Source organism: Bacillus sp. ISL-47, from assembly GCF_018613175.1.
Classification (GTDB): Bacteria; Bacillota; Bacilli; order Bacillales; family Cytobacillaceae; genus Cytobacillus.
Window position 1 is genome coordinate 24,524 of the sequence record NZ_JAGGQS010000023.1, and the last position, 21,087, is coordinate 45,610.

20 protein-coding genes are annotated in these 21,087 nt (G+C 36.9%); 16 read left to right on the top strand and 4 right to left on the bottom strand.

The window, feature by feature from the left end:
- Position 1: 1 nt before the first annotated feature.
- The 12 genes from hsdR to J7I93_RS09295 all read left to right on the top strand — a co-directional run bounded on the left by hsdR (position 2) and on the right by J7I93_RS09295 (position 12,787).
- Complete coding sequence (gene hsdR, locus J7I93_RS09240; RefSeq protein ID WP_214725510.1) at positions 2-2,380, top strand: EcoAI/FtnUII family type I restriction enzme subunit R; 2,379 nt, start codon at positions 2-4, stop codon at positions 2,378-2,380.
- A gap of 36 nt (positions 2,381-2,416) precedes the next feature.
- Positions 2,417-3,886, top strand: a complete 1,470-nt coding sequence (locus tag J7I93_RS09245; protein ID WP_214725512.1) for a class I SAM-dependent DNA methyltransferase — start codon at positions 2,417-2,419, stop codon at positions 3,884-3,886.
- A gap of 1 nt (position 3,887) precedes the next feature.
- Positions 3,888-5,372, top strand: coding sequence for a restriction endonuclease subunit S (locus J7I93_RS09250; protein WP_214725515.1), 1,485 nt, complete (start codon positions 3,888-3,890; stop codon positions 5,370-5,372).
- Between the two features lie 336 nt (positions 5,373-5,708).
- Positions 5,709-6,326 carry a recombinase zinc beta ribbon domain-containing protein gene (locus J7I93_RS09255; RefSeq protein WP_353050264.1) on the top strand — a complete coding sequence of 206 codons (618 nt, stop codon included), beginning with the start codon at positions 5,709-5,711 and terminating at the stop codon, positions 6,324-6,326.
- Between the two features lie 537 nt (positions 6,327-6,863).
- The gene (radC, locus tag J7I93_RS09260; protein WP_214725574.1) at positions 6,864-7,307 is read left to right on the top strand and encodes a RadC family protein; all 444 of its coding nucleotides are present in this window, start codon (positions 6,864-6,866) and stop codon (positions 7,305-7,307) included.
- Positions 7,308-7,730: 423 nt separating this feature from the next.
- Positions 7,731-7,892 carry an aspartyl-phosphate phosphatase Spo0E family protein gene (locus tag J7I93_RS09265; protein ID WP_214725519.1) on the top strand — a complete coding sequence of 54 codons (162 nt, stop codon included), beginning with the start codon at positions 7,731-7,733 and terminating at the stop codon, positions 7,890-7,892.
- 269 nt (positions 7,893-8,161) lie between these two features.
- Positions 8,162-10,141, top strand: coding sequence for a metallophosphoesterase family protein (locus tag J7I93_RS09270; RefSeq protein WP_214725521.1), 1,980 nt, complete (start codon positions 8,162-8,164; stop codon positions 10,139-10,141).
- A gap of 535 nt (positions 10,142-10,676) precedes the next feature.
- Positions 10,677-10,991 (top strand): AbrB/MazE/SpoVT family DNA-binding domain-containing protein, encoded by a 315-nt coding sequence (locus tag J7I93_RS09275; RefSeq protein ID WP_214725523.1) that lies wholly within the window; start codon positions 10,677-10,679, stop codon positions 10,989-10,991.
- A 608-nt stretch (positions 10,992-11,599) separates the two neighbouring features.
- Complete coding sequence (locus tag J7I93_RS09280) at positions 11,600-11,845, top strand: hypothetical protein (RefSeq protein ID WP_214725524.1); 246 nt, start codon at positions 11,600-11,602, stop codon at positions 11,843-11,845.
- A 195-nt stretch (positions 11,846-12,040) separates the two neighbouring features.
- Positions 12,041-12,274, top strand: coding sequence for an RHS repeat-associated core domain-containing protein (locus J7I93_RS09285; protein ID WP_214725526.1), 234 nt, complete (start codon positions 12,041-12,043; stop codon positions 12,272-12,274).
- 38 nt (positions 12,275-12,312) lie between these two features.
- Complete coding sequence (locus J7I93_RS25145; RefSeq protein WP_353050265.1) at positions 12,313-12,495, top strand: colicin E3/pyocin S6 family cytotoxin; 183 nt, start codon at positions 12,313-12,315, stop codon at positions 12,493-12,495.
- Positions 12,488-12,787: a hypothetical protein gene (locus tag J7I93_RS09295; protein WP_214725528.1), complete on the top strand. Its 300-nt coding sequence runs from the start codon at positions 12,488-12,490 to the stop codon at positions 12,785-12,787. The genes J7I93_RS25145 and J7I93_RS09295 overlap by 8 nt, the downstream gene beginning before the upstream one ends.
- Positions 12,788-13,475: 688 nt before the next feature.
- Here J7I93_RS09295 and J7I93_RS09300 read toward each other — a convergent pair.
- The 3 genes from J7I93_RS09300 to J7I93_RS09310 all read right to left on the bottom strand — a co-directional run bounded on the left by J7I93_RS09300 (position 13,476) and on the right by J7I93_RS09310 (position 14,939).
- Complete coding sequence (locus J7I93_RS09300; RefSeq protein ID WP_214725530.1) at positions 13,476-13,643, bottom strand: hypothetical protein; 168 nt, start codon at positions 13,641-13,643, stop codon at positions 13,476-13,478.
- A gap of 394 nt (positions 13,644-14,037) precedes the next feature.
- Positions 14,038-14,265 (bottom strand): hypothetical protein, encoded by a 228-nt coding sequence (locus J7I93_RS09305; protein ID WP_214725532.1) that lies wholly within the window; start codon positions 14,263-14,265, stop codon positions 14,038-14,040.
- A gap of 179 nt (positions 14,266-14,444) precedes the next feature.
- Entirely contained in the window at positions 14,445-14,939 is a 495-nt protein-coding gene (locus J7I93_RS09310) for a hypothetical protein (RefSeq protein WP_214725534.1), read from the bottom strand.
- A 214-nt stretch (positions 14,940-15,153) separates the two neighbouring features.
- Here J7I93_RS09310 and J7I93_RS09315 point away from each other — a divergent pair, with 214 nt between their 5' ends.
- From J7I93_RS09315 to J7I93_RS09325, 3 genes are all read left to right on the top strand, one after another.
- Positions 15,154-15,462: a hypothetical protein gene (locus J7I93_RS09315; protein WP_214725536.1), complete on the top strand. Its 309-nt coding sequence runs from the start codon at positions 15,154-15,156 to the stop codon at positions 15,460-15,462.
- Between the two features lie 120 nt (positions 15,463-15,582).
- Complete coding sequence (locus J7I93_RS09320; protein ID WP_214725538.1) at positions 15,583-15,972, top strand: hypothetical protein; 390 nt, start codon at positions 15,583-15,585, stop codon at positions 15,970-15,972.
- A gap of 700 nt (positions 15,973-16,672) precedes the next feature.
- Complete coding sequence (locus J7I93_RS09325) at positions 16,673-17,116, top strand: JAB domain-containing protein (protein ID WP_214725540.1); 444 nt, start codon at positions 16,673-16,675, stop codon at positions 17,114-17,116.
- A gap of 1,380 nt (positions 17,117-18,496) precedes the next feature.
- Here the strand turns inward: J7I93_RS09325 and J7I93_RS09330 are convergent.
- On the bottom strand, positions 18,497-18,760 hold the full coding sequence (locus J7I93_RS09330) for a ParB N-terminal domain-containing protein (RefSeq protein WP_214725542.1): 264 nt from the start codon (positions 18,758-18,760) through the stop codon (positions 18,497-18,499).
- 706 nt (positions 18,761-19,466) lie between these two features.
- Between J7I93_RS09330 and J7I93_RS09335 the strand changes: the two genes are divergently transcribed.
- The gene (locus J7I93_RS09335; RefSeq protein ID WP_214725544.1) at positions 19,467-20,984 is read left to right on the top strand and encodes a zinc-ribbon domain-containing protein; all 1,518 of its coding nucleotides are present in this window, start codon (positions 19,467-19,469) and stop codon (positions 20,982-20,984) included.
- The last annotated feature ends 103 nt before the right edge of the window (positions 20,985-21,087 follow it).

Genomic DNA, 21,087 nt, shown 5'->3' on the forward strand with positions numbered 1-21,087 from the left:
AATGGGAAAGAGAAATTTATCTGAAGAAGATATCAAAGCTAGATATATCACACCGTCAATCATTGATGCGGGCTGGGACATAAATAAGCAGGTTCGACTTGAATACGCCTTTACGGCTGGTAGAATCATACTTCGTGGTAATGTAACTGCCAGAGGAAAAAAGAAAAGAGCGGACTATGTCCTTTTTTACAAAAATAACTTTCCTTTAGCAGTCATAGAAGCGAAAGATAATAATCATCCAGTTGGAGCGGGTTTGCAGCAAGCAATTGACTATGCTAAAGCACTAGACATATCCTATGTTTATGCTTCTAATGGGGATGCCTTCGTCGAGCAGAACTTGATTACTGGTGAGGTAAGGGAACTAAGACTTGAAGAGTTTCCATCGCCAGAAGAATTATATCAAAAATATTTAATTGATAAAAATATAAATGAGGCTGAAGAAAAGGTTATCTTAGAGCCTTACTATTATGTGCCTAATTATAAAACTCCTAGATATTATCAAAGGGTCGCAATCAATAGAACAGTCGATGCCGTTGCAAAAGGACAAGACCGTGTGCTTTTAGTTAGTGCTACAGGTACCGGTAAAACTTTTATGACCTTCCAAATTATTTATAGGTTGTGGAAATCCGGTTTAAAGAAAAGGATCCTTTTCTTAGCAGACCGGAATGTACTAGTTGACCAGACTATTTCAGGAGACTTCAAGCCCTTTAGTGGGAAGATGACGAAGGTGAAGAATAAAGATCTTGATAGTTCCTACGAGATTTATTTAGCTCTTTATCAGCAGCTTACTGGTGACGATGGAGAAGAGACGTTTCGTCAGTTCCAACCGAACTTTTTTGATTTGGTTGTGATAGATGAGTGTCACAGAGGTAGTGCAAAAGAAGAATCAGCATGGAGAAAGGTTCTTGATTATTTTTCATCGGCTACTCACGTTGGTTGTACAGCAACACCAATAGAAACAAAAGAAGCGTCAAGCCAGACTTACTTTGGTGAGCCCATTTATGAGTATTCTTTAAAACAAGGAATTAATGATGGCTTCTTGGCGCCATATAAAGTCATCAGAATTGGATTGGATCGAGATCTTGAAGGCTATCGACCGGAAGCAGGGAAGGTTGATAAATACGGCTATGAAATTGAGGATCGAGAGTACAATGTAAAAGATTTTGAACGTTCTCTTGTGATTGATGATCGCACACGAGTCATAGCTTCTAAAATCACAGAGTTCTTAAAGAAAACGGATCGCTTTAGTAAAACGATTGTTTTCTGTGTAGACATTGAACACGCCGAACGAATGAGGCAAGCTCTTATTAATGAAAATAAAGACTTGTATGCGCAAAATGATAAATACATCATGCGTATTACGGGGGATAATGATGAAGGAAAAGCGCAACTAGAATACTTTATTGATGAAGAAAGTGATTACCCAGTTATCGCAGTAACCAGTAAGCTTATGACTACCGGTGTAGATGCAAAGATGTGTAAGTTGATAGTTTTAGAAAATAACATCAATAGTATGACCGAATTCAAGCAGATTATTGGTCGTGGAACAAGACTTCTTGAAGAATACGGAAAGACCTACTTTACCATAATGGACTTCCGTAATTCTAGCCGACTTTTCGCTGATCCTGCATTTGACGGTAAACCTGAAGTGGTAATTGAACTTGGAGGAAACGACCCGGTCGATGAGCCAGAACCACCGATAGATGGTGATGGAGAAGGCACGGGAGAAGATACTGGTAATGATGGTGTCAGAGAAGATGAAGGTGAGTATGGAAATGGAGACACACCACCTTTTAATGACGAGGGTGAAGATAAGCCCCGTAAATATTATATAGGGGATGTTACTGTTAAGGTTCTTTCAGAGAGAGTCCAATATGTCGATAAGGATGGAAGGCTAATCACAGAAAGTCTGACTGACTATACAAAGAAAAATATCTTGAAGCAATATGCAATATTAGATGATTTCTTGAAATCGTGGACAAAAGCCGAGAAAAAACAAGCAATAATTGATGAATTACAAGACAGTGGTATTTTGCTAGATGCGATCAGAGAAGAACTAGGCCAATCTGAACTAGATGATTTTGATCTTATCTGTCACTTGGCATACGATAAACCACCCCTAACAAAAAAAGAGAGAGCAGAGAATGTGAAAAAACGTCACTATCTCTACAAGTATTCTGATATTGCACAGCAGGTAATTGAAGCATTGCTTGATAAGTATGCTAATGACGGGATTAAGGAGATTGAAGATACCAAGGTACTTCAACTAAAGGAATTTGCTAAGATTGGTAGTCCAATGAAAATAGTCAAAGCCTTTGGTGGAAAAGATGCATATTTAAAGGCAGTAAAGGAATTAGAGAATGAGATTTATTACGCATAATTAAAATAACAACAGTAGACAAGGCAGGTATAAGTTATGGCGATAAATAATTTAGTTAAGAGAATTCAAGATGTTATGCGAAATGATTCGGGTGTTAATGGAGATGCTCAGAGAATTGAGCAAATCGTGTGGATTCTTTTCTTAAAGATATATGATGCAAAGGAAGAAGCATGGGAGCTTTATGATGACAACTATAAGTCCATCATTCCCAAAGGATTAAAATGGAGAGATTGGGCAGTTGATTTAAAAGACGGTGAGTCACTTACAGGAGATGCTTTACTTGATTTTGTAAACAACACGCTATTTCCTACTCTGAAAAATCTAGAAATTGATGAAGAAACACCGATGAGTCAAATTATTGTTAAATCCGCTTTTGAAGATGCCAACAACTATCAAAAAGATGGAGTACTGCTTCGTCAAGTAGTTAATATCATTGATGAAATCGATTTTACAGAATATAAAGAGCGCCATGAATTTGGAGCAATCTATGAATCGTTCCTTAAGGACTTACAAAGTGCAGGGAATGCTGGTGAGTTTTATACGCCAAGAGCTGTCACAGACTTTATGGTAGAAGTGGTGAAACCGGAATTAGGGGAAAAGATTGGAGACTTTGCATGTGGTACTGGGGGCTTTTTGACCTCTGCTTTATCTGCACTTGATAAACAAGTTGGTAACTCTCTTGAAAATAGAGAATTCTATAACAAGTCTGTATTTGGAATTGAAAAGAAAGCACTACCGCATATGCTATGTGTGACCAATATGCTGATTCATGATATAGATGATCCAAACATTCTTCATGGGAATGCATTAGAAACAGATTATAAAGAGCTTCGGAAAATGGAGCCTTTTGATGTGATTTTGATGAATCCACCATATGGAGGAAGTGAGAAAGAAAGCGTAAAAGTCAATTTTCCAATGGAGCTAAGAAGTTCTGAAACAGCAGATTTATTTATGAATGTAATCATGTATCGATTAAAGAAAAATGGCCGAGCAGCAGTTATTATTCCTGATGGATTTCTGTTTGGAACTGATAATGCCAAATTCAATATTAAGAAGAAATTATTCAATGAATTCAATGTCCACACAGTAATAAGGATGCCTCATAGCGTTTTTGCGCCTTATACATCTATTCGAACTAATATCTTGTTCTTTGATAACACCAAATCTACGGAGGAAACTTGGTTCTATCGTGTTGATATGCCAGAGGGGTATAAGAACTTCTCTAAGACTAGACCGATGAAGCTGGAACACTTCAATGAAGCTTTAGCATGGTGGGATTATAGAAAAGAAATCGAAGTTGATGGTTTCCCTAAATCGAAGAAATATACAGTCAGTGAGATTGTAGAAAAAAGCTACAACATTGACTTATGTGGCTTTCCTCACGAAGAAGAAGTTATTTTGGAACCGATGGATTTGATTCATCAGTATCAAGAAAAGCGAGCTTCTCTTAATGCTGAAATTGACCATATTTTAGAGCAGATTACTTCTATGCTTGGAGGTAATTAAAATGGATGCACAAGACTTAAAAAATAGTGTCCTTCAACTTGCTGTCTCAGGGAAGTTGGTGGAACAGCGAGAAGAAGAAGGTTCTGCTAAAGAACTGCTAGAGCAGATAAAAGTAGAGAAAGAAAAGCTGATTAAACAAGGAAAAATAAAAAAGCAAAAAAAACTGCCAGATATCAAAGAAGATGAAATTCCTTTTGACATTCCAGAAAGTTGGGTATGGGTTAGATTTGGTGAAATTGTAAATGTTGTATCAGCTAGGCGTGTCCATCAATCTGATTGGAGAAAGGAAGGTATTCCTTTTTACAGAGCTAGGGAAATTGGTAAATTAGCTGAGTTTGGAAAAGTAGATAATGAGTTATTTATAGACGAAGAATTATTTAATAAGTTTGCAGAATCTGGAGTACCAAAGGCAGGAGATTTAATGGTTACTGCTGTAGGAACTCTTGGTAAAACTTACATCGTTAAAGATAATGATATATTCTATTATAAAGATGCAAGTGTAATTTGTTTAGAAAATTTTTGCGATGTGTCCTCAGAATATATTAAATTAATTATGGAATCAAAACTCATGGAGACACAAATAAAAAATAATTCAGGAGGTACAACAGTATCGACCTTAACAATGGTAAGGATGAATATGTACTGTCTGCCACTCCCTCCACTTGAGGAACAAAAGCGTGTTGTAGCAAAGGTAGAAGAACTCATGTCTTATGTGGAGAAATACGATAAAGCATATACAGAAGTAGAGGAGCTGAACCAAAAATTTCCGGGGGATATGCAAAAATCTATTTTGCAATATGCGATCGAAGGTAAGTTGGTTGAACAGAGAGAAGAAGAGGGTGCTGCTGAAGAACTGTATCAGTTGATTCAAGAAGAAAAAGAAAAGCTGGTTAAAGAAGGCAAGATAAGGAAAGAAAAGTCGCTTCCAGAAATTAGAGAAGATGATATCTCATTTGAGATTCCAGAGAGTTGGAAATGGGTTTCGATAGGGCAAGTATGTTCCAATATTATGTATGGCACTTCAAAAAAATCTTCTAAAGAAGGAAAGATAGCTGTACTTAGAATGGGAAATCTTCAAGGTGGTAAAATTGATTATAGTGACTTGGTTTATAGTCTCGATGATGGCGATATTGAAAAATATAAATTGGAGAAAAATGATTTACTATTTAATCGTACTAATAGTCGTGATCTTGTTGGGAAAACAGCGATTTATAAGGAAGAACTTCCAGCAATATATGCAGGATATTTAGTTAGACTTACTCCTGTGATAGTGATTAGTGATTATATTAATTTTGTTATGCAATCAGATTACTACTGGAGATATTGTCAAACTGTAAAATCAGATGCGATTGGACAATCGAATATAAATGCCGAGAAGCTTAAAAGATTTGTTTTTCCACTTCCTCCACTGGAGGAACAAAAGCGTATTGTTGCAAAAATTGAAGAACTATTACCATATAACAAACAATTAATAAACATTATATAGAATACTCAATATCCTGGGGGTGGTCATATCTCTACACCTTTCAATATGAAGACCACGTCAGGACCACACGCGAAAAAGCGCATAATTCTGGGGTACCCCAAAATCGCCAAAAAAAGCCACATAGCCTTGTAAACCTTGATATTAAAGAGTTTACGGGTCATGTGGCTTTTTTTTCGTGTAATAATATGGTTTTTCTGACCATTTTAACACTGATTTAGGATATAGTGGAGTTTAAAACTAAGTATGAAATTCAAAATTATTAATACGGAAAAAAGTTAATTATCTTAAATGATTAGTTATAAGAGGATTTAAGACACCCGAATGGCATGATTTATTATAAATGCTGTTAAAGAAATCCTAATGAATCCAATATACATTGGCAAAATCAGATTTAATCGCAGAGAAAACTGGAGTGAGAAAAGAAGAAAGGGGGTGAATAAAAATCCTATTATTGTTGACGGTGAGCATAAGCCTATAATACCTATTGAATTATGGGAAAGGGTCCAAAAACTGTATAGTGAAAGGTCCAATAAACCTAATAGAATATATAGCGGTTCTTATCCTTTAACCGGCCTTATAAAGTGCCCTATGTGTGGAGGGTCTATGGTTGCTGGTAGGGTAAAGAAAAAGCATAAAGATGGAAGCTATGTTATCCACAGATATTATCAGTGTGGAGCATGGAGGAACAAAGGAATAGCAGCTTGTAGGTCAAATAGTGTAAAAGCAGACGCAGTGGAACAATTCGTGTTTGATAAGATCCACCTCAGCTTATTTAACGAAAATATATTAAAAGACCTTGTAAATAATATTAACGAGAAAAGAAATAGCACGATTAAGCCTTTAGAGGATCAGATGCAACAGATTGAAAAGGAGATCTGTGCATATGATATGAAAAAGAGTAAGTGGTTTGAACTATACGAAGACAGCATGATTTCAAAGCCGACCGATCCATAGCTTCGCATGACTCGGCAAGCTCCATCTCGTTAAGCTGCAGAGCAGCTGGAACGGATGGAGCTTTTCCTTTGGCAGCTTCCGGCATCGAGCCGGCGGCTGCCAGCCGGTGCTGATCCCTTCGAGATCCCCCGCCCCGGAGGCACCTGGACTAAGTGCTTCATGGCCATCGGGCATCGAACCCTTGGCCAAGAGGCCGGTCTCAAGCCTTACGGCCTAAAACGACCGCCCGCTCGGACGGAAAGACTCCTTCTTTGTTCTTCCTATTATAATGAGTGGGCTTATGACCGAATGAAGGGCTGGCGCCAGGCAAACAAAATCGGCCAAGCCAAGTTAGGCTAAGGGGCAGATAAAAAAGCCCAATACGCTTTTTAACTTCCCCTAAGTCATTGGGCTTCACTCGATTTTGAACGACAGCAGGCAAAGATCAGGCCTGCTGTCTATGCCTGGCTGGCGAGTTCGCTTCTTCGTAAGCGAACCCTTCACACGGTTTGCGCCCATCATTGCTTCCTTATCAAACAAAGAAAGGAAGTGCTAAAAATAGAAAAAGTATATGAAATCCAACGTATTAAGCAAATCATTCAAGAGGTAGAAGGCGGCGAACAATATATCGTACGCAGCCCGGAAGATGGTGCGAAAGCCGCAGCGAAGTTTATTGGGGATGAGGATCGGGAAGTATTCTTTGTCATGTGCCTGAACACAAAAAATCGCATTATAGCTGTTCATCGCTGTCATGTTGGCAGCCTGAATGCCAGTATCGTGTCACCGAGAGAAGTATTCAAATCTGCCATTCTGAATAACAGTTCTTCCATTATTGTTAGTCACCAGCATCCTTCAGGAGACGTTCAACCATCGAGAGAAGATATAGAGGTTACGAAGCGGCTGGCAGAGTCCGGCAGCATCTTAGGAATCGAGGTACTGGATCATCTTATCGTGAACGATAAAGATGACTATTACAGCATGAAAGAAAAAGGATACATGTAAGGAGGGAGGAAGGGGGCAACCTCTTCTTCTTTTTTTATCATGAAGTTTCGGCTAGCGGGGGCATTGAACCCCAGCAAGCCGAGCTTCATCAGTGTTTCACCCTGATGAAGCAAGAAAAAACTAAAGAGTTACCTATACTCTTTTATTTCTGCAAGTTAGAGGTAAAACACTTGTGGACGATACGAGAAAACCCGTGAGTAATGTAGATTTACGTAAAAATGGTCGAAAAAGACGATTTTAAATTAAACTTTCTTATAAAGGGACTTTTAATTGCGGTATATCTTTGTACTGTGTATTAATATTGGTAGAAATTTGCAACATTTTAACCTCTTTTGTCGAATCCGTTTATCCCCTTTGCTTTTTGTCGAAAAGATAAAAGTAAATTCTATACTACTGCAATTCGACAAAGGAGAAATTAAGTTAATGAACATAACGGCTACTTCGGGTAACATTTTAGATGAAATTTTAAAGCTTAGAAAAAAAATGATTACCTCAGGAATTCAAAATGGATTAACTCACCCTGAAACAATTAAATACAGCAGAGAATTGGATGAGTTAATTTATAAATTTCTAAGTGAGAAATAATAATTTTAAATTTTTATATTTTCACCTTCCTATAAATTCCAAATGGTAGAATTGAAGGTACCTTTCTTCTTTCAGGAGGTAGAGAGATTCTGATTTAAATATAAACTAATTATAGCAATAGTCTTTGGTAAGTACTTGCGGAGAAAAGGAGTATAGAAGTAGATAGCCTGATATTTATCTATTTTAGTATTTTTTTACATTAACTTAACATTAGCTATACATTCATTCAGTATTATTCGACATAAATAGCGAGACAAGGGAGAGAAACTATGAAGAAGAATTTATTTTTAAATAGGCTAGCCATTTCGACACTTGCTTCCTTAATAGTTGTTGCAAGTCCACTAGTGCCAGAAAGCGAAGCTGCAAAAAAGAAGGAGGTTCAAGAGCATTCAGAATCAAAATTACGTGTACCAGAAACAGGATTCCGTGTATTACCCTATTTGCAATCTCCAACGAGTACTTCTATGACAGTTAACTGGGTATCTGAGTTAAATGAACCTGGTAGAGTCATTGTAACTGGTCCTGGAATGATGGCAAAAAAAGTGGCTTCTACTCCACAATACATGGGGTTAATGGAGTATACAGAAAAGGAATTAGAACAAGAATTAACTTATAACAGTGGCAATGGCGTAATAGAAACGATTCCACAGGGATCATGGCTAGAATCAAATTCTAACTATAAACATTCAGTAACAATTGATGGGTTAGAACCAAATTCAACATATACTATTATCATAAAACAAGGAAAAGAAACCCATACTTCTAAATTTGAAACTTTTCCTGAACGTGAAAATTGGGATGAATTGTCATTAATTGCCTTTTCCGATACAGAAACAGAACCATATGGGGCATTAGAGCATCGTGAGTGGGAATTGCATACTGTAAATTCCTATGCTCCAGGTTCAGAGGAACGTCCTGGTGAAGGATCTGATTTTGATAAGAAATATGGAAATAAAGCACGCAATAATACATTTTTAGTGCGTTATCCACTAGATCAACAAACGGCTTTAAATGAAAACCTAGCTCATATTGAAGCTGCTGACCCGGATGCATTAATTATTGCTGGTGATTTAGCACAAGGTGCAGGATACCAACCTGCTTGGGATGAGTTTTGGAGGCACTTTGCAGGTGAGTTTACAAATATATCCTCAAATACGCCGTTATTACCAGCACTAGGAAACTGGGAAACTTATGCATCCATTAATGGTGGATATGGTAGTGATAATGATCGTACACCAGCAGTAATTTCTCGCAATAAGTACCATGAATACTTCGACACTCCTGGTGATGCGGAAAATCCTCAGTATAAAGATTCATATTACCGAACAGATATTGGTCCGGTTACATTATTAACCTTGGATTCAACAAATGGAATCCCTGATGAATCAACCAAAACAAATACTTTTACAGGTACAGTATATAGTAAAAATGACTCTGTATTAAACGAAGCAGTCTGGGCAGGACAAGGTGTAGAAGGTGATCCGTACATTACTACAGATACCCAAGGTGAATTTACATTTAAAGCTTATAATAGTGCATATACAAAGCTTTTCAAGGGTATAACATCCATGGGTTCAGACTTACCAAACTTTAATCCAGGTACTGAGCAATACAAGTGGGTAGAAGAACAATTAAAAGATGCCCGTGAAAAAGGACAAATCATTCTCGTACAATTTCACCATTCTGCTTATTCAAGCGGTGTTCATGGTGCGCCGCCAAATCATGAAAAAGCAGACAACCAATCTGGTGTGGCAATGCGTGTATATTCGCCATTATTTGAAAAGTATGGTGTAGCTACCGTTATTTCTGGACATGATGAAATGTTTGAACGCAGCTGGGTGGATTTAGATGGAGATGGCACTGGTTTTCATTCTTACGACGTGGGTGTAGCCTCTGATGGTTTACGTGGAGAAAAGATGATTAAAGATGAAAACGGAAATTTTGTGCCACAAGACTATAATACCTACACTCAATGGAGTGCAACTCAAGATGAGCCGGAATTATGGAAAACGAATGAAAATGGAGTAAAACACTTAATTGATGGTGGATTACATTACGGACATTTACAAATGGACTTCAAAAAAACTTCATATGGCGCAGAACTAACATTAACACCAGTCTACATCTTCCCAATCCTAGATGATAACTATGATTTAGTCCGGACAGAACGTCGTGTATATGATGATGTTCAAAAGATTTATTTTGATGAGATGGGAAGTATTATTCAAGACTTTGAGCCAGAAGGTTGAACCGAGATAGTTTTAGATAAGAAATAATATAGTAATAGAATTAACTATACTTCCAAGTTCTAAAGGATTACCACATACGGACGGTAAAAAACAGCATGGGAATAAACCTAATGCTGTTTTTTAGTTGGAGAAAAAGGAACCGTCAAGGAAAGCGATTGTCAGCTTCCTTCCCATTGATTGGCTTGTTAAGAAGATGAAGGAAGGGTGAGGTTTGATTGTTTGATTGATTGATTGAGTCCTAAGCTAGCATGCTTATTGTCAATAATCAGTGTAAATCCATGGTATAGGTGTATTTGACAAGCAAAAAATGCATGAAACGGCAGCTAACTAAACGGGCAAATAGTTTTTTCGTTTTTCAGTTAAAATAAACATGATACTAAAAAGTCCTTGCAAAATAACCTTCTGTTTTCATGACTTTGGATGGTTTTCTGTTATTTAGTTGGATTTTATAATGATAAGATAAAAGGCTTATTCTTCCCATTTTGTTTTATGCTTCAATACGGTGGGGAAATACACTATGATTGGGGGTGGGAAAATGGAGTTAATGTTCCGGAGTAGGGAATTTCCTAAATCGGGTATGATCATTCTCCCGACACGTTGGAGAGAAGCTTTTGGATTTTCTTGTGGTGAGCATGTAGATGTAATTAGCTCAAATGGAAGGATCATTATCAAAAGGCCAGATTACCGTACTTACGAACATAAGCGGTATGTTTCCCCAAAGGGTGGAGTTACAATACCTACAGAAATTAGAAAACAGTTGGGTGTAAGTCAGGAGAACGATTATTGTTTATATGTAGATCCTGAAGAGGAACAATTTGTAGTCGTAACACATGATAAAAGAGAACATTAGGAGTACAGTTTCCTAAAGGGTCTAGAAGGGCTTTTTTTATAACTCAAAAAGTCAAAGTGAGATTGGCTTGATCTTCCTCAAGATGTTTTTGAAAACCCGACCAGTTAACCGGCCTCGGCAATTTCGTTTACAAGGTTTTTACCAGATCACCTAGAAATATCTAAGCAAAAACATAAGTGTTTGGTAGTGTCGAATATTATGAATTATGTTGCTGTTGATGTGCAACTTCCTTAAAGAAGGAATACAAAACCTGGGGAGTAAATTATCTCACCAGGTTTTTTCAGTTCACGACTAAGTTAGCTATTGTTCAAAAAGGAAAAAAATTATTTTTTCATAATTTTATTTATTTATAAAGTATCGAACATAAAGAGTGTGTAACCTATCATGCTCACATTAGAAATAAAGGCTGGCACATACATTCCCGAAGGGTAATTCAATAAAGAGAATTAAAAAAAGATACAATATCCCTTATCCAAATGCAGGTTATTCAGGCGGTTATGAAGGAAGTGGAAAAAATCTAAATTATGTTACAATTGTTGTTCGGGAAGGGACAAGCAATATAATTACAGGTTATCCTTCACAGGGTAGATAAAGGAGAATGAATTTTTATGTATCAAGAAAATATTTTTAAAGTAAAATGGTGTCCTATTTGTGATCAAGGTTGGGTTGAGATTGTAAAAGATAGCAAAACTGGGTTACTATATCTTTTATGTAGTGAATGTGAAAATGAATGGGAACACCCCAAAAATATTGCTGTTGATACAGCCCGAACAGAAATTAATTATGAAAATCCAGTGGCATCTCCTACTGTAGAAGATGTAAAGAGAATAGAATGGGATAATTATATACTTTAAATAAAGTAAACATTTTTATATCAAACCCCTGTTACATCCTCAATTAACAGGGGTTTGGTATTCTCTACTTAAAAGATTTAGAGCTGGTTATATGGTGCAGGTTGTTTCTATGATTCTGAGGAAATATCTCTTTCAAACGGGAACGCAGGCGAAAATCCATACAGTTATACAGTTTAATGAAATCAACAATATTAATTGCTAGCGCGATACTATAATCCTGATGATGCTGTATTTTTATCTCTAGACCCTTTAAGAGGAAATTTGGAGGAGCCAATTACTCAAAACGGCTATATTTACGCCAATAATAATCCAGTTATGATGGTAGATCCGGATGGAAATCAGGCAAGAGCACGAAGAGAACAGACTGCAGGGGGATTAGTGGGAATCCTTCTTTTGGCAGTGGAACTGGAAAGCGTGCCTTCAATGTGAAAAAACAAGAAAGCCCTATTTGGAAAGGGTTTAAAAATGTGAAAGGAAGATCGTTAAAGACGAATGGAAGTAGTAGAAGTCAACGTTTTTATTCGTGGGATCATACACATAATGATATTGTAGTATTTGATAGTAAAGGAAGGTACTTACGCTCAATGGATCCTATAACAGGTAAGATGTATAAGGGTCCTGTAAAAGGAAGGAGTATAAAATTTGACTAATATTTTGTCTGGGTTAATAGATGGTACACTGACTGAAGATGAAGCATACGATTTAATGGAAGATATTATTGATAAATTTCATTCTGGTGAAATAGAAGGAGAAGTCAAAGATTTACTGGGTTTAAATAACTTTGAATGGACAGCTATATGTCATGCTTTAGATTTAAAGACACTCGCAGGTTGGCGAAGGCAAGGTTGGCCAAATAAATGTAATATTTGCGGCTCTAAAATAGAATACAAAGAATATAATTGGACAATAAAAGAAAATAAATCAAAATGTTTGAAATGCTAATTTAGAGATTCACTTTCACTTAATGACAAAATAAAGTTAATAGCTGGATGCCCGTACAAATCAGATTGACCTGACCTCTACTTCTTTTTTAAAACTTCGGAGAGAATTACTAGTCAACACATGTCTGGTTGCCTCAGAGGGTGAGCTAGCGGTGAATAACAAAGGAAGTAGCAAGATACTTTGGGATTACTCCACAATCGGGCGCTTTTCTGTAATAAGAATAGCGCTCTTTCTTTATGATTTAGCCATATTTTTGAATAACTTAGTTCGCGTTATATGCAAAAATTAGCAATAAATTGTCAAGTAATGTACTAAAGTAACGGGGCGGGCGTGCTGCCGAGCCTAGGTCGTATTATACAGCGGGTAGGATTCTCGCCGAGTAAGAACTAGCCATTCGCTCGTAGCGAGTCTTGGAGGGCTAAAGGTGACTTTGGCCTTTAAGCGTAGACAGTTAGAAAGCGGGCCGAAAGCCATGAGGTAGAAGGGATGATCTCCATAAATGTTAGTAAATTGAGAAGGCTAATGCCTTACCTGCGTACAGAATGCTAGATTTTACCCTTCGTCAAAGGCAAGAAGGGTAAAATCTTTCTGGAGTCAGAGACCTTGGGACGTTAGGTAGTTTTTATTTTTTAAAATTAGAACCCGGCCAAAAGGACACTATAAAAAATACCGCACCTGGGTACGGCATTCACTGATTATTGAGGTCATTAACAATTGAAGGTTCAATTTCAACTTCTTCATGAAAAGCTTCAGGGGAGGTAGATTCACTGCAATTCCAACAATAGCTTCTAATGCTTTCCCATTTGGTCAGCGGTTCACCACAATAAACGCATTCATTTGGATTCGATGGATACATAAACCGTTCCTCCTTCCGCATTCTTCACAAGGCAAGAGAAATGGAGAATGTTTACTGCAGTTAAGATAGAGGGATTGTCCTTGTTTATTTGTAGTTTCCCCGGGTCATTAAACTCTAAACTTCATTTTTAAAATAATTATTCATCTAATTGTTTGATGACAAGGGTAGATTTTTAGATGACTAACAGTGGTTGACTAAAAAGACGTACCGAAAAGGTAATAGTAAGAGGTTTTTAACAAGCATATGTCTATTTATAATTTGGATATCTTACCTTTTATGACCAGTATAGATATTGAGCTTAAAAAATATAAAAATATAAAAATATAAAATAAATACATAATCGTTAATGAGTGCAAAATATAGATATAACTTATGATTAATATATATGTATATATTATATTAAAAGAGTCATTCCCTGGTAGAAACTTTTACCCAGACGGTATGGATGTCTAGTTTTCAAGAGTTCGGTTTTTAGGAGAATCGAACCCTTAAAAGTCGCCCGAACCCTTGCTTTGTATGAATCGGTAAGCTCCATCTCGTTAAGCTGCAGAGCATCTGGAACGGGTGGAGCTTTTCTCTTGGCAGCTGCTAGCCGGTGCTGTTCCCTTCGGGATCTGTTCACCCCGGGTCATCCCGCCCGGACGGAAAAGGCAAGAGCAAGGGCTGAACTTTTTCAAATTGGATGGAGATATAATACCCTTACCCTGCTCCTTTAGTATGAACAAAGTAAATACAAATATACATTTGACACAATATGTTCAATTAAACACAAAAAAGAACACATTAGGTGTTCTTTTACCGTCAGTGGGTCTTTTTAGGAGGCTTGCTGTGTTCGTATTTAACTAACTCAGCAGCAGGAGATTCGTTAGGTAGATTTTTCATTGTCTGACGGTAAGGTGCTACAGCAAAATAAAGAGTGTCTAACCCTAAAATTTTACCATTATTGTAACTAGGCAATAATTTGATTTTCAAAAGATAAGTATATTTTTTTTCGAAACCTTTGTATTGAACGCCTTTTTCAAATGGTTTTATGGAAACCATATCATAGTGAGGAGGATTAGGCGTTCTATACCCAGAAATTTTGTCATCTTTGTAGTAATCTTTCATTGCGTGCATAATTTCGGAATGGTATAGATCGAGCATAAAATAACCAAAAGCTTGATTTTTCTCTTTGCTTGAATACGTGAATTCAGGCATTGCATCAGCGGAGCTATTTAAAGCATTTGTACTAAGGTGAGATACTGCTAAGAAACCGATTACACAGATAAGAAATACAACAATCCACTTTCTTTTCAATGTATCACCTGCTTTTTGTTTTATATAGCATATGGAAGGTTCGTGCATATAATACTATGCATTTTTAAAGGAATTACGTTACCTATACTAGATAAACCCTTAATATTATAAATGATCTCATTGGATAATAGCTAAGTCTATCTAAGGAATCTTCCTAAATAGAATCAATCCTGGATCCTGTTTGCTTATTAAATAAATTGAGGTGAATAAGCAGTTGGAAGAATTATCATATCTTTATCATTATACGAGTATTGAAACTCTCGCTTTAATCTTGAAAAATAAAACGATTCGTTTCAGTAGTCTATCAAGAGTGGACGATATTGAGGAACGGAGAACGGAGGATTATGGAGATCTTGGAAGGTTCTGTTTTGTCAGTTGTTGGACAAATGAAACAGAGGAATCAATTCCATTGTGGAATCTATATACACCAAATATGACTGGCGTAAGGATTAGAGTACCAACCGGTCCATTTAAAACTGTAAAAATTGATCCAGATAGAAGTATATTAAAGAAAGTTATATAACACATCCATCACTAACCAATGAAAAACTTTCGGTTCACGGTTGTTCGCTAAATCTACCTTATTTGGCGGGTCTTTATCAAGTACAATACACCGGATAAGTTAAACCGAAAAGTATTAACGGTGATAAAACCAGAAGCCAAACTAGAAAATGGCGTAAAAAAAACAAGTTGGGGAAAAAGCATAAACCTTGAAGGCATTGGTATATATAATAATATACAATGGGAGTTTCAAAAAGAGTACCGATATAGGTTTTTTATAGTACCTTGGACAATGAACGACTTAGAATCAGCAAAATCATACGAAGATCAGGTCAGATTGATTGATCGTTTAGAAACAGAAAAGCTAAAGAAGGATTTTTTTGATCTTGATTTTGATGAACAGGCCTTGAATGATATGGAAATCTTAATTGGTCCAAGGGCTAACGATGCCCAAAAACAAATCGTTAAAAGCCTGGTTAATGATTTGAATCCAACTGCAGTAATCAAAGAAAGTAACCTGAAAATACGTTAAGATAAAATTTTATGGAAGAGGTAGAGAAGTGAACCCTCATCCTATTTTTTGCTTCTTGACTTATTATGATGAACGGTATTATAAGTTAATAAAAAGAGCTCTCTAATTCTTAAGAATTCGGCTTTGGGGGGCATCGAACCCCCAAAAAGCCGACCGATCCCTAGCCTCACATGACTCGGCAAGCTCCATCTCGTTAAGCTGCAGGCAGCTGGAACGGATGGAGCTTTTCCTTTGGCTGCTTCCGGCATCGAGCCGGCAGCTGCCAGCCGTTGCTAACCCCTTCGGGCTTTTCTCGCCCCGGGGGCGCCCGGACCAAGTGTTTCATGGCCGGCGGGCATCGAACCCTTGGCCAAGAGACGGTCTCAAGCCTAACGGCCTGAACGACCGCCTCGCCCGGACGGAAAGACTCTTTCTTTGTTCTCCCCATTATAATGAGTGGGCTTATGACCGAGTGAAGGGCTAGCGCCAGGCAAACAAAATCGGCCAAGCCAAGTTAGGCTAAGGGGCAGATAAAAAAGCCCAATACGCTTTTTAACTTCCCCTAAGTCATTGGGCTTCACTCGATTTTGAACGGCAGCAGGCAAAGGTCCGGCCTGCTGTCTATGCCTGGCTGGCGAGTTCGCTTCTGCGTAAGCGAACCCTTCACACGGTTTGCGCCCATCATTGCTTCCTTGTCAAACAAAGAAAGGAAGTGTTAAATATGGAAAAAGTATACGAAATCCAGCGGATTAAGCAAATCATTCAAGAGGTGGAAGGCGGCGAACAGTACATCGTACGCAGCCCGGAAGATGGAGCGAAAGCTGCAGCGAAGTTTATTGGGGATGAAGATCGTGAGGTATTCTTCGTCATGTGCCTCAACACGAAAAATCGCATTGTAGCTGTTCATCGCTGTCATGTTGGGAGCCTGAGCGCCAGTATCGTGTCACCGAGAGAAGTATTCAAGTCTGCCATCCTGAATAACTGTGCATCCATTATTGTCAGCCACCAGCATCCATCAGGAGACGTTCACCCATCCAGAGAAGATATAGCGGTTACGAAGCGGCTGGCAGAGTGCGGCAGCATCTTAGGAATCGAGGTACTGGATCATGTTATCGTTAACGACAAAGAGGACTATTACAGCATGAAAGAAAAAGGAAACATTTAAGGCCAGAAAGAAGGGGGCAACCTCTTCTTCTTTTTTTTATCATGAAGATTCGGCTAGCTAAGGCATTGAACCCCAGCTAGCCAAGCTTCATCAGTGTTCTACCCTGATAAAGCAAAAAAAAAATAAAGAGTTACCTATACTCTTTTATTTCAGCAAAGTTAGAGGTAAGGCTCTTGTGAACGAAACGAGAAAATACGTGCGCAATGTAAATATATGCGAGTTAAACGCTTTCTTAGAAAGGATTTTTAATTGCCGTATATCTTTGAACTGTTAAATTTAAGTACATGTTAGCTAAGAAATTGAAAAGATGTGCATATTAAGTTGAAGAATTCGGTTTGTGTGAGGGTGAACATCTTGCAAACATCATTTGTTATATTTTTTATCATTATCAGTTTAATTTATGGCGAGTGGGAGCGGTGGAATGAATATTAACCCACATTATTATTTTGGATAATAGGAGACCTTCTTTATGCTTCCTTGCTTCAGAATATTAGGGTTTGGGAATTTCGCCCAATTTGGATTGACCACTATATTCTTCCTACCCATCCGATCATTGCTACCGCAACAGCATTTTTAATTTACCCTTCTGTCATTGTTGTTTTCTTAGGAAGATTTCCTAAATCAAAATTAAATAAACTAGGTTGGATTATTGTGGGCCCTCATTTTCCAAGCCATCGAATTAATTGCTTATTTAAACAATAGTATTATCCATAATCATGGATGGAATCTTTCCTGGTCATTTATTTTTAACTTGGTGACATTTTCTTTACTGGCTATTCATAAATGGAAGCCGTGGGTTACTTGGGTATTTGCTGCATTAAATGTCACTATACTGTTTATTATATTTGATCCACCAATGCCAAAATAAAACTCTTAGTTGTTGTGCATAATGTGTCTGTTTGACCTTCGAATTGTTCCTTAGCTTAATTGCGGGTTTCGCATTAATAACTTCTCGATTTCACCTCTGCTGTTTTAAATCACGCACGAGTATGTGAAGTTTGTTCTTTTTCAAGGTGAAGAATGTCAAATTTCTCTACTCTCCCATACTCATCGGAGTATAGGACTTTTTTATATTCCCATTTCCCACTCCCTTAAAGTCTCTCGGGTTTTTTATTAATTATCGAATTGTGAATTAGTATATATTTATTAAGTTAAAGGTACACCTTGTGTCATAAATGAATGTTTTTGTAAATATTGGAAATTGTAACTAACAGAGTAAGGGCGGCGTCAGTTCCTTCCTTCAGGCCTTAAAAGTTTTTAGCCCTTGCTCGCACTCTTATTTGTTTGAGGGCATATACTGCAAGGCATGAACCGCTCACAATTACCGCAGACATGCGGTTTTTTTATGGATAAAACCTGCTTAGAAAGTCCCTTAGCTGTTTATTTATTATGTAAAAGCTCATTTTCATAAACAATAGGGACAAGATCTATTCCCAGCTTAAGAGCTGAAATATAGCGTGTGTAGCCGTCGGTAAGGATCATTGTATTCCTGTTAATCGTAATGGGTTCATCTAAGACACCTGTGCGTTTAACATAATTGATAACTTTCTGTATTTTATCAACACTTGGAGTTGTATTTAAAAACTCTTCTGAAACAATAATCTTATCTAGTAGAATAAATTCTTCTGTTCCATCTGATTTCATATTTTTTCACCCCTTATTAGTTTCATTATATGTTCTATTAAGCTGTTATAAGAAGTCGAAATTTTAAAAATAGAAAGCTTTGTTAGAGAGTTTAATAATAACTAATAAAAATGATAGAAACACACCTAAACCGTTTATTATTTAGGGAAAATAAACAAATGAAAAAGATAATATATATTTGACATATTTATTATAATTTAAATCGTTAGTAAAATTAAAGAACACATATATATCATAATGCATATTAACATATATATTAATGTTATGCTTTGGTGTGGGGCTATTAGGGTATAAGACAAGAATGTTGATGTTCAAAGGAAAAGATAGGGTTTTTTCACAGGGCTTTTATAAAAAAACAAATAAGAAAGAGAGAGTTTCATTTACTAAAGTGCCCAGCTGATAAGTGTATAATCTCTTTAGGTGATAGGGAAGTATAAAAGCTGCCATTCTTCTGGTTCGGAAATATCAATAAGCGAAAAACATGGTCAAAAAAAATAAAGGGTTGCTTTGGATTTTAACTAAAGTTTGATCAAAAGTCCTGTAGATATTCAGGATTTTTTATTCCGAAATGGTGCCAGATTGTGGAAAAGTTCATTGAAGAAAATAAAACTCTATAATTCATTAATTAAATCAATCTTCTTCTATTTACCAGTGTACATAAAGCTGGGTTATAATAATGCTAAAGTCTTAGTAATAGGGGAAATAAATGAGTCCAAATATTACTATTGATACACTAAAAGAACTAGCAATATCAAGGGGCGGAAAGTGCCTATCTACTGAATACATAAATAGCCAGACACCTGTTGAGTGGGAGTGTGGAAACGGACATAAATGGTTTGCTATACCGGCCAAAGTAAAGTATGGAACATGGTGTAAAGTTTGTGCAGGAAGTAAAAAGAAAACCATAAAAGAAATGAACCAACTTGCCGAAAAATATAACGCTATTTGTCTTTCAGAAACCTATTTGAATAATCATTCACCTTTGAAATGGAAATGTGATAAAGGACATGAATTTAACGCTTCTTACTCAGGAATAATGAGTGCGATTAAAAACAATGGATTCTGTACTGTATGTTCCGTAAAAAAGAGGGGAGAAAACAAAAGGAATACAATCGAGGAAATGCAAGAGTTGGCAAAATCAAGGGGTGGGATATGTCTTTCAGCCGTATATACAGATGCTCATACAGCCCTAATCTGGCAATGTGCAAATGGACATATATTTGAGAGCAAACCTAACTCCGTTAAGAACGGACATTGGTGTCGCTCTTGCCGTTTTAATTTAACAGAAAATAAATGCCGCTATATAATCGAAAATCTAACTGGTCTTTTTTTCAAGCCGAACAAGCGGGAATTAGATGGACTTGAATTAGATGGATATAACAGTAATATTAACACGGCGTTTGAGTATAATGGTATCCAACATTATGAGTTTGTAGAGTTTTTTCACCGTTCCCAGGAAGAATTTATGCGTCGTAAGGAGACTGATGTTCATAAACAAAACCTTTGTAATGAAAAGGGAATCAACCTTATCATCATACCATATACCATTACCACTGATAGCGAACTGATACATTTTATACATGCAAAATTAATTAGCTATAAAGTAAAAGTTATTACACAACCTGAAAATATTAATATGGATCCACACTACAGAAGTTCTGCTAAACTTGATGCGTTAAGAGAACTTGCTATCAACAAGGACGGTAAACTGTTGTCTAACCATTATCATAATAATAAAACAAAACTTACTTGGCTGTGCCAGCATGGTCACGAGTGGGATGCAAGACCAAACGATATAAAGAGCGGTCAATGGTGTTCCGTTTGTAACGGTAGCCATCCATTATCATTAGAAGAAATGTATCAAATAGCTAAAGAACATGGCGGTAAGTGTTTATCAACAACTTATATAAACAGTAAAGAGCATTTGGAATGGGAATGTAGTAAAGGGCATAGATGGTTTGCGTCTCCAAGTGGAATAAAAGGTGGTAACTGGTGTGAAAAGTGCCGAAAAAAACAAGCAGCTGCAAAAAGGAAACTAACAATTGAGGAAATGTACAAAATCGCCCTTTCAAGGGGAGGGCAATGTCTTTCAAATGAATACATAGATAGCCAAACCCATTTATTATGGCAATGTAGCGAAGGACATAAATGGAAAGCAAAACCTAACAACATTAAACTAGGAACTTGGTGTCCTCGTTGTAAAAACAAAAAGAACAACTCGTAAGAGCAAGCGTATCTAAATACATTACAAAAGATGAATTATTTATTTTTTTTCAATTATTAAAGATTACGGTTATTTTGGATTATTAATTAATGGAGATACAGAA